The 9,923-nt window shown below is 37.2% G+C and carries 9 protein-coding genes; 5 read left to right on the plus strand and 4 right to left on the minus strand.

All coding sequences use genetic code 11. From position 1 onward, the window contains the following. Positions 1–3 precede the first annotated feature (3 nt). On the minus strand, positions 4–1,392 hold the full coding sequence (fumC, locus tag BTHG_RS02640; RefSeq protein ID WP_010281991.1) for a class II fumarate hydratase: 1,389 nt from the start codon (positions 1,390–1,392) through the stop codon (positions 4–6). A gap of 144 nt (positions 1,393–1,536) precedes the next feature. Between fumC and BTHG_RS02645 the strand changes: the two genes are divergently transcribed. Next, complete coding sequence (locus BTHG_RS02645) at positions 1,537–3,735, plus strand: ATP-dependent helicase (RefSeq protein WP_010281993.1); 2,199 nt, start codon at positions 1,537–1,539, stop codon at positions 3,733–3,735. Between the two features lie 27 nt (positions 3,736–3,762). Here BTHG_RS02645 and BTHG_RS02650 read toward each other — a convergent pair whose 3' ends face one another. After that, positions 3,763–4,083 (minus strand): LapA family protein, encoded by a 321-nt coding sequence (locus tag BTHG_RS02650; RefSeq protein ID WP_010281995.1) that lies wholly within the window; start codon positions 4,081–4,083, stop codon positions 3,763–3,765. A 140-nt stretch (positions 4,084–4,223) separates the two neighbouring features. On the opposite strand from BTHG_RS02650, the gene BTHG_RS02655 reads away from it, so the two are divergent. The 3 genes from BTHG_RS02655 to BTHG_RS02665 are packed head-to-tail and all read left to right on the plus strand — an operon-like array spanning position 4,224 to position 6,137. After that, a complete protein-coding gene (locus BTHG_RS02655; RefSeq protein WP_010281996.1) occupies positions 4,224–4,826 on the plus strand; it encodes a class I SAM-dependent methyltransferase in 603 nt (200 codons plus the stop codon). A gap of 3 nt (positions 4,827–4,829) precedes the next feature. Next, a complete protein-coding gene (locus tag BTHG_RS02660; RefSeq protein ID WP_010281998.1) occupies positions 4,830–5,111 on the plus strand; it encodes a DUF3219 family protein in 282 nt (93 codons plus the stop codon). Positions 5,112–5,129: 18 nt separating this feature from the next. Beyond that, the gene (locus BTHG_RS02665) at positions 5,130–6,137 is read left to right on the plus strand and encodes an LLM class flavin-dependent oxidoreductase (RefSeq protein ID WP_010281999.1); all 1,008 of its coding nucleotides are present in this window, start codon (positions 5,130–5,132) and stop codon (positions 6,135–6,137) included. A gap of 47 nt (positions 6,138–6,184) precedes the next feature. On the opposite strand, the gene BTHG_RS02670 is transcribed toward BTHG_RS02665, so the two are convergent. Beyond that, positions 6,185–7,285 (minus strand): AI-2E family transporter, encoded by a 1,101-nt coding sequence (locus tag BTHG_RS02670; protein WP_010282001.1) that lies wholly within the window; start codon positions 7,283–7,285, stop codon positions 6,185–6,187. A 211-nt stretch (positions 7,286–7,496) separates the two neighbouring features. Next, positions 7,497–8,549 carry a selenide, water dikinase SelD gene (selD, locus tag BTHG_RS02675; RefSeq protein WP_083849033.1) on the minus strand — a complete coding sequence of 351 codons (1,053 nt, stop codon included), beginning with the start codon at positions 8,547–8,549 and terminating at the stop codon, positions 7,497–7,499. Positions 8,550–8,926: 377 nt separating this feature from the next. Between selD and BTHG_RS24140 the strand changes: the two genes are divergently transcribed. Further along, on the plus strand, positions 8,927–9,923 hold a 997-nt coding region (locus BTHG_RS24140), incomplete at its 3' end, for a PTS transporter subunit IIC (RefSeq protein WP_010282019.1).

Raw genomic sequence — 9,923 nt, forward strand, 5'->3', positions numbered from 1 at the left:
TTTTTATTCCTTTGGATGAACCATATCCTCAGGTTTTACATATTGATCAAACTCTTTTTCGGTTAGTAATCCCAGCTGAAGTGCTGCCTCTTTTAAGGACATTTCATTTTTATGAGCATGTTTTGCGATGGTTGCTGACTTTTCATATCCGATATAAGGATTTAAAGCTGTCACTAGCATTAATGAATCTCGCAAATTCTTGGATATTACTGCTTCATTTGCCTGAATTCCAACTGCACAGTTTTTATTAAATGATTCGATTGAATCTGCTAGAAGTCTAACCGATTGAAGAAAATTATAAATGATCACCGGCTTAAATACATTTAATTCAAAATTCCCTTGACTAGCTGCAATTCCAATTGTTGCATCATTGCCCATCACCTGGACAGCAACCATTGTGAGTGCTTCACTTTGGGTTGGATTTATTTTCCCTGGCATAATCGAACTGCCAGGTTCGTTTTCCGGGATGGTAATTTCCCCAATCCCACAGCGTGGCCCACTAGCAAGCCATCTTACATCGTTGGCGATTTTCATTAAGTCCGCTGCCAATCCTTTTAATGCTCCATGAGCATAAACAATTTCATCGTGACTTGTGAGCGCATGAAATTTATTTTTAGAAGAATAAAAAGAGAGCTTTGTGTAGTCTGAGATTTCTTTAGCAACATTCTCTCCAAATTTCGGATGTGCATTAATGCCAGTTCCAACCGCAGTACCACCAATGGCAAGCGCGAGCATTTTTTCAGTAGATTCCTTTATCATTTCCTTAGAACGTTTTAACATATGAATCCAGCCACTAATTTCCTGACCAAGCGTTAACGGGGTGGCATCCTGTAAATGAGTTCTGCCAATTTTTACAATATTTTCAAACTCTGTTTCCTTTCCTTCTAAAGTAGCTTGTAATGTATCAACTGCTGCAAGAAGACGTCCGTGTACTGCTTTCACACCGGCAATATGCATTGCAGTAGGAAAAGTGTCATTGGAACTTTGACTCATATTAACGTCATCATTTGGATGGATTTTCTCAGTAAATCCATTTTCCTTTAACCACTTGTTGGCACGGTTTGCAACCACTTCATTTACATTCATATTGCTTTGTGTCCCGCTGCCTGTTTGCCACACAACAAGCGGAAAATGCTCAAAAATACTTCCTGATAGAATCTCATCGCAAGCATTTGTAATAGCTTTAGCTTTGTTGGCACTTAGCTTCCCAAGCTTTTCATTTATAAGAGCGGCACTCCTTTTTAAAATTGCAAAGGCCTCGATTACCTCTTGAGGCATCTTTTCCGTACCAATTTGAAAGTTTTCTTTACTCCGCTGAGTTTGGGCAGCCCAGTAAGCATCAATAGGGACTTTTATTTCACCCATTGTGTCTTTTTCAATTCTGTAGTCCAAATTTAGTCACCTCTCATTTTCCTCTTTATATAAAGTACCAAATATTCCCTCATTTTATGTCTAGACTTGCTTGAAGTTCATACCCTTGTCAATCAAAATAATAGAATTTATAATGGAATTTTGAATGAACAGGAGGTGGGCTACATGAATAAAGGACAAAGCTTTTTTAATCGTAAAAAGGAACAGCTTGGTGTGATATTAAATGATGTTCAAAAAAAGGCTGTTCTCCATACAAAGGGACCCTTACTTTTATTAGCATCACCTGGGTCCGGCAAAACGACAACCACGATTATGCGAATTGGTTACTTAATAGAAGAAGAGGGAGCAAAACCAGCTCGAATAAAGGCTGTTACCTTTAGCCGCGCCTCAGCAGCTGATATGAAAGAAAGATTTGCCCGTTTTTTTCCTGATCACTCAACAGACTCCGTTGATTTTTCAACGATTCATAGTTTGGCATTCCAAGTTGTACGAGATTATTTTTATAAGCAAAATATATCGTATCAATTGATTGAAGGTAACCAAGACGGAGGTCCAACTAAAAAACTGTTGTTACGGAAAATTTTCAAATCGATGAATGGTGAAAATATAACGGAAGAGCAACTCGAGGAATTAACCACTTATATTAGTTATATGAAAAATAAAATAATCCCTCGTGAGGAGTGGGGAACCATTCAGTGTGACATTCCTTCCGTCGAGGCGATTATTGAGGAATATGAAAAGATTAAAAATGCGAATCCACGTTATCTTTTACTTGATTATGATGACATGCTTACGATTGCAAATGAGGCATTCAATAATGATGAAATCGTTCTTCGAAACTATCAAGACCGTTATGATTATGTCCTAACGGATGAAAGCCAAGACACCTCGCTCGTACAGCATGCCATTATCGAGAAGCTGGTAAAGCCACATCAAAACTTATATGTCGTGGCAGATGATGATCAATCCATTTATTCATGGCGTGGTGCTGAACCAAAGTATTTGTTAGATTTTAAAAAAGTCTATCCAAACGCGGTTATCCTTAAAATGGAGCAGAACTACCGTTCGTCTAAGGATATTGTTGACATTGCGAATCGCTTCATTAAACGTAACAAGGACCGCTATGACAAAAATATGTTTACTGAAAACCCCAGTCATAAGCCAATTCAGTTGAAACAATTTGAGGATTATCGGCTTCAAGCAAAATACCTCGTACAAGAAATGAGTATGCTAGAAAAGAAACAAGATATTGCTGTGTTATATCGGAATAATTCTGCCTCGATTATGTTAATAAACGAACTTGATCGAAATCAAATCCCTTTTTATATTAAAGATTCTGATAACCGCTTTTTCTCACATTGGATCGTTAAAGATATTTTGAACTTTATGAGAATGACGTTTACTGATAAACGGGTGGATATCTTCGAGCAAATTTACACGAAATGCGGCTTCTACCTATCTAGAGAGCAAATGTTCGAACTAGCTAAAAAAAAGCCTGGTGAATCCATTTTCGAACGACTTTTACTAAATAAAAGCTTAAAGGATTATCAAATAAAGCAAATTCAAACATGCCAAAAAGCTATTCAACAAATGAAGGGGATAAAACCACTTAAAGCGATAAAGATTATCAGAAACCAGCTAGGCTATGACCAAACCCTTAAAGAAATGAGTAAGAAGCTTGGCTTTAAAACGGATTATTTGTTCAATGTTCTTCAAACGCTTGAGGAAATTGCCGATACACTTGAAACAATGGAACAATTTGCTGATCGATTAAACCATCTAGAAAACGTGATGAAAGAGTCCAAATTTAACAAGAATAGAGATGCTATTACCCTCTCAACTTTTCACAGTTCAAAAGGACTTGAGTTTAAAAAAGTGTATATGATTGATTTGATTGAAGGAGTGATTCCTTCGCATGATGAGATTAACAAATATAAAGATGGCGACCGTAGCCTCATGGAAGAATCCGTGCGATTGTTTTATGTTGGAATGACACGTGCTAAGCAAGAGCTGGAGCTGTTATCATACAAAAAACAAAATGGAAAAGATGTTACCAGGTCTCGGTTTGTGGCAAATGTAAGAAATATCATTTCTCCACCTAATAAAGTGCAACCTGCACAACCGAAAAAGCAGGTCCTTGAAAAGTCGGCTGTCCCTTATAATCCTAATGCCATAACAAAAATAGATGAGATACAAGAGGGAGTGGTTGTAAAACATCGTGTATTCGGGCATGGAACCATTGTTTCGGTTACTGAAGAAAGAATCGAGATTCAATTTCAAAAAGAGCTGAAAGCTTTGCTCCTTGAAACCTGCCTACAAATGGGGTTGTTAGAGCCGGTGGATGAGGTGAAAGTAAATAATTAAAAAATAAGGAAGGGTCCTCACCTTTCCTTATTTTTCGTTCTCTACTTGTTCAGTTGTTTCAACATCATTTTCTATCCCATCAGCTTTATCTTTATTTTTCATTCTTAGTTGTTCTAGCTCCTTTTCCAACTTCTTGATTTGTCTTTGCTGTTTGTATTGACGGAGAATACCAAACATACCAACGATTAGTCCACCAAGAAGAGCAGAACCCAAAATAATTAAAATAAGCGGGATCTCTGTATAACCAAATACAAAATTTACTCTAACTGAATCTACATTTACAACCGCAAAGATTGCTACAATAAGTGCAAATAATAGTCCTAAAATTAAATTCCATTGGAATTTCAACACATACAACTCCTTACCTTGTCTTATATTTTATCTTACCCATTTTAGCATTACATGTTCATACTGCATACCAATTATTCGATATCCCCGGTTAAACTATTATATAATGAAGGTAATGAATCCTAACGGAGATGAAAAAAATGAGTACAATCTTTCCAACACTCTACGATATATTTATGAAACCACTCGAAAAAAGAAAATTCATTTCAATTCGAAGTCAATTACTAGCTAAGGCTACCGGGCAAGTCCTTGAAATTGGCTCAGGAACAGGTATCAATTTCCCGCTATATCGGGGTGTACAAAGTGTTACAGCAATTGAACCTAACCCAAATATGTCAGAAAGAGCAATTGAAAACAAAACAAAAGCGGTAGTGCCGATTGAAATTGTAAAAGTCGGTGCGGAAAGTTTACCATTTGAAGATAATACATATGATACAGTTGTGGCCACACTTGTATTCTGCACAATCCCAAATGTAGAAAAAGCTCTACGTGAAATGAAGAGAGTATGTAAACCAAATGGAACAATACTCATGTTTGAACATGTAAAAATGAGAGACCCATTTTTATCAAAGCTTCAGGATTGGCTTACTCCAGCATGGAAAAGAGTCTGTGATGGTTGTTGTTTAAATAGAGAAACAGAAAATCTAGTTAAACAAAATGGTTTACCCATTGTTGCCAAAAAAGAATTTTATAATGGATTATTCGTAACCTTGCAAATACGAAATGACAAAAAGGAGTGCTGACCATTGGTTGCAGAAATATACCTAAATGATTATAAATTGAATGTAACTGAATACCATGAAGAACATATAAACGATTTGTTGCATGTAACAGTCAAATTTAACGTATCAAGCGAGGAGTACCACGATGTAACAACTCTTTTATACAAAGGCGAATTTAACTTAAAGATACCTAAAAGAAAAATAGACTGTAAAGTTACAATCGTAGAATATTCCACTTCAATTACCAATCTATATGAAAAAAATCAGGTTGGGGATTTCAAATTAACCCTTCGTGAAAGAAGATAGTGGGAGGGAATTATCATAATGCAGTTAAGTATTCTAGATCAAGCTCCCATTTCAACTAATCAAACACCACAAGAAGCATTAATACAATCAATGAAACTAGCCCAGGCAGGGGAACGCTTGGGTTATACACGATATTGGATTGCTGAGCATCATGACTTATCCGGACTTGCTTGTCCAGCACCCGAGGTTATGCTCGCCTACATAGGTGCTCACACAAAATCAATTCGTATAGGATCAGGAGCCGTATTATTGCCTCACTATAAACCATATAAGGTTGCAGAAGTGTATAATATGCTTTCAACCCTATTTCCAAATCGAATTGACATTGGAATAGGTAGGGCACCTGGAGGTTCAGCCGAAGCAACGAATGCGTTATCCGACAATTTTCTGCAACAGGTTTGGAAGATGCCAGAATTGATAGATATGCTTCTTCATTTTATACATCACGATTTCCCACCTGACCATGAATTTACTAACCTAACAGCTGCTCCAATTCCACCAACACCGCCAGTTCCTTGGCTACTGGGGACAAGCAAAAAAAGTGCCATCCTGGCAGCTGAGAAGGGGGTAGCTTACACATTTGGTCTATTTATGAGCGATAATGATGGCGAAGAAATCGTCAAAGAATATATTCAAAACTTTACGCCACAGAATAAAGATGACAAGCCACAAGTGATTGTGACTGTTTCTGCCATTTGTGCTGAAACCAAAGAAAAAGCAGAAGATATTGCGTTAAGTTCATATGTGTGGGGGAAGCAAAGAGAAAAAAGCGAAGGAATAGAAGGAGTACCATCTATTCCAGAAGCAAGGGATTACCTGGAGAAGGAGAATCTCCATGAAGGCTTTGAAAAAATGAAACAAAAAGTGCTCATCGGTAATCCAAGAGAAGTGAAGGAGAGACTCCAACAACTTCAAAAGACATACCATGCAGATGAAATAATGATTGTCACAATCACGCACTCCCCAACAGACCGGGTCAGATCCTATGAATTAATAGCGAAAGAAGTTGGACTTGCTATTGATTGAAATCTGTTAAACATAAAAACCACGGAACACAATTCCGTGGTTTTCGTTTATACATCCGTTGTTAAGTCCGCCTTTTTCTTTGCTTTTAAAAATTTCACGATATTGATGACGATTGTCTTGATAACAGCATATGTCGGGATTGCAAGAATCATCCCCAATACTCCAGCTAAATTTCCAGCTGCAAGTAAGAGAATAATAATTGTTGCTGGATGTGTATCAAGTGTTTTTCCAAGAATAAGAGGGGAGAGCACATTTCCTTCAATCTGCTGCGCAATAACAATTACCACGACAACTAACAATGCCTTTGTAGGCGAGTCAAATAGAGCAATAATAACAGCTGGTGTTCCGCCAAGAAAGGGTCCAACATATGGAATAATATTAGTGACCGCAACAATCAATGCCATCACAAGCGCAAACGGTAAATCAATTATCAAGTATCCAATAAATGAAAGTGTACCAACCGCTAATGCTACCGTAACTTGCCCCTGTATATAAGCAGATAGTGTATCTCCAGTTTCTTTTAAAATCGTTAAAGCTTCATCCCTGTATACAGTAGGGAAAAACCTTGCAATCGCTTTTGGAAATCGATCTCCATCTTTAAACATGTAAAACAAGAGGAATGGTACAGTTACAAGGATGATTGCAATATTGGTTATGACACCAATAATTTGTGTAATTCCACCTGTAATACGATTTGGGAGGGTATTCGCAAATGCGATTATTTTTTCTTCAATGGTGTTTAATAACTCTTGTTGTTCATCTTGAATCCACTTAAATTCTGAGGACTTCGAGAAATCTTCGACAAAGTCCATCGCTTGATTGGCGTATCCTGGTAAGGCATTTCCAAGTGCGGTAAATTGATTTGAAATAACAGGAACTAAATTCACACCCGCTAAAACAAGTAATCCAAAGAATACAATATAAATAATTAATATCCCTAAACTCTTCGGAACCTTATGCCGATGAAGGAATTTGACGACCGGATTTAATAAAAAATAGAGAAATCCAGTTATCAAAATTGGGAAAAAGACCGTTGAAAAAAACACACCAATTGGTTTAAATAAAAATGTAATTTTCGTTGAAACAAAGATGATTGTTAAAATTAACAAAATTTGAATCAGCCAATATTGAAATTTCTTTTTCGACAAAGTATGTACCTTCTTTTCTATTAATATGCAGTTACTAGAAGTATAACAAGCCATGATTTAGAAAACAATAATTTCCTTCCAAGGAAAAATATTTCATGAATCATACATTTGCTCATCCATTTCCTCTGTAAATTCTTCCGGTTTTCCATCAAGATAAATGCACAAGGTTACTATTTCACAACAATCAAAAAAGGACTCAATCTAGAGTCCTTTAAAGTACCTTAATATATCCAGGGTATTCGCTTGTTACTTCCCCAATTATGTGAGCATCTACATTGTTTTGGTGTAGTTCTACCAGCATTTTTTCAGCTTCAGCTTCTGGAACGGATACTAGCAATCCACCAGACGTAATCGCATCACAAAGAATGAGTTGATCGAGTTCATCAAGGCTAGAGCTATATTCTACTCGTTCAGCTAACCAAGCGTGATTTTTCTTTGTTCCACCTGGAACCACCTTTTGTTCAGCGAGTTCTTTAGTTCTCGGTAGAATAGGGACATTTTCGTAACGAATTGTAAATCCTACATGGCTTCCTTCCGCCATTTCCATCGCATGCCCGAGAAGTCCGAACCCTGTTACATCTGTACAAGCATGAACTTGATAGTTTTCCATTACCTCTGCAGAATTTTTATTTAAGGTTGCCATTACTTCTGTAACTTTTTCTATATCTTCCTTATCCAACAAATCTCTCTTAATGGCTGTTGTTAAGATTCCAACACCGATTGGCTTTGTTAAAATGAGACGATCACCAGGTTTGGCACCTGCATTTGCACGAATTTTATTCGGGTGAACCGTACCCGTTACTGATAACCCAAATTTTGGCTCCTTGTCATCAATAGAGTGACCACCCACTAAGGATGCTCCTGATTCTTTCACCTTTTCAGCAGCGCCTGCTAGGATATCGGCTAAAATACTTTTATCCAATGTATTAATAGGGAAGGCAACGATGTTCATGACCGTAATTGGTTTTCCTCCCATTGCGTAGACATCACTTAAAGCATTAGCGGCAGCAATTTGCCCAAACATGTACGGATCGTCCACAATTGGCGTAAAAAAGTCAAGGGTTTGCACAAGTGCTAGTTCATTATTGATTTTATATACTCCAGCATCATCAGGAGTATCCAGACCCACTAATAAATTTGGATTTGGTGTAGCTTTAGGTAAATGACGCAGAACCTGCGTCAGGTCCTCAGGACCGATTTTACATCCTCAGCCAGCTTTTGTAGAAAGGGAGGTCAATTTAATGATTTCTTCCTTCTTAGACATCAACTTCACTCCTTCCATACTTTATATTTGGTACTTACTCAGCACCTATTTTCCAAACTTATTTTAGCACAAGAAACGTAGTATTAGAAATTAATACGAATTTATTTAACAAATAATTAGCTTTGAATAAAGAAATTGGCTATCCAGCTTTTTCATTTCATTCTTCTTTGAACTTTTTGGATAGTGTATCGTAGCGCTACAAAAAATTATAATCAAATAATATACAATCATTTTTTCTTACACTCAATTTGAATTTATCACTTTATAAATACCTTTAATGAAAGCGTTTTTTAAGATTCAAAATAAATGTAATTGTTGACACTTTCTGAAAATAACTATATCATTATAACAATTTACTACTTCAGGGGGATTACATAATGAAACAATCAACAAAAAAATATTTGATTGACAGAATGTATAAAGCTTCACAAGGACTTGCAAATGCAGTTTTAGTAACACTGGGAATTGGTCTACTTATGGAATCACTTGGAACATTTACTGGTTGGGATGGTTTTACTATAATCGGAGTTTCGGCTCAGCTTATGTTAGCTCCAGCTCTTGGAGCAGGCATTGCGTACCAGCTTGGAGGTAATACACTAGTCATTTTTAGTGCAATGGCCTGCTCTACGGTGGGAGCAAGCGCTGTTCAAATGACAGAAAACGGTGTTACATTAGTAACCGGACAACCGTTAAGTGCAGTTATGGCCGCTGTTGTCGCTACCTGGGTAGGTAAGCGGGTTGCAGGAAAAACGAAACTTGATATGATGGCAATACCGTTTGCTGCTATTTTTGTAGGAGGTATCGCTGGTGTATTTTTATCAATCATTACCACTCCGCTGTTAGAATGGCTCAGCGCACAAATTGCTTCATCTGTTGCTGGTTCTCCCATCATTGGACCTATGGTTATATCACTTGTGTGGAGTATTTTTCTAATGTCACCAGCTTCTTCAGCTGCTATTGCGATTGCATTACAACTTGATCCGGTTTCAAGTGCAGCTGCTTTAATTGGTTGTACAGTCCAATTTGCTGGTTTCACGGCGATGTCCTTTAAACAAAATGATGCAGGGGCTAACATTGCACAATCGTTAATTACTCCTAAGGTACAGTTTCCGAACTTAATTAAAAATCCACGGCTTGCCATTCCGCCGTTTATCGCAGCTGTCATTTGTGCTCCAATAGCAACATTGATTTTTGATTTTCAAGTTCCATATAAATTAGCCGGCCTTGGTCTTAACTCACTAATCGCACCGATTAATATTTTAGCTGAACAGGGTGCAATTGTTTTATCAATTTACATTGCTATTGGGATTATCCTTCCAATTATTATTACTCTAGCTATCTATCATGGTTTAAAAGTGATTGGATGGACAAAAG

Origin of the sequence: Bacillus timonensis (assembly GCF_000285535.1) — a bacterium.
In the GTDB taxonomy this organism is placed as follows: domain Bacteria; phylum Bacillota; class Bacilli; order Bacillales; family Bacillaceae_L; genus Ferdinandcohnia; species Ferdinandcohnia timonensis.

Excerpts from the sequence above, each read along its gene's own strand:
- BTHG_RS02645 (WP_010281993.1), top strand. The coding sequence starts at position 1,537 with ATGAATAAAGGACAAAGCTTTTTTAATCGTAAAAAGGAACAGCTTGGT.
- BTHG_RS02665 (WP_010281999.1), top strand. The coding sequence starts at position 5,130 with ATGCAGTTAAGTATTCTAGATCAAGCTCCCATTTCAACTAATCAAACA.
- BTHG_RS02655 (WP_010281996.1), top strand. The coding sequence starts at position 4,224 with ATGAGTACAATCTTTCCAACACTCTACGATATATTTATGAAACCACTC.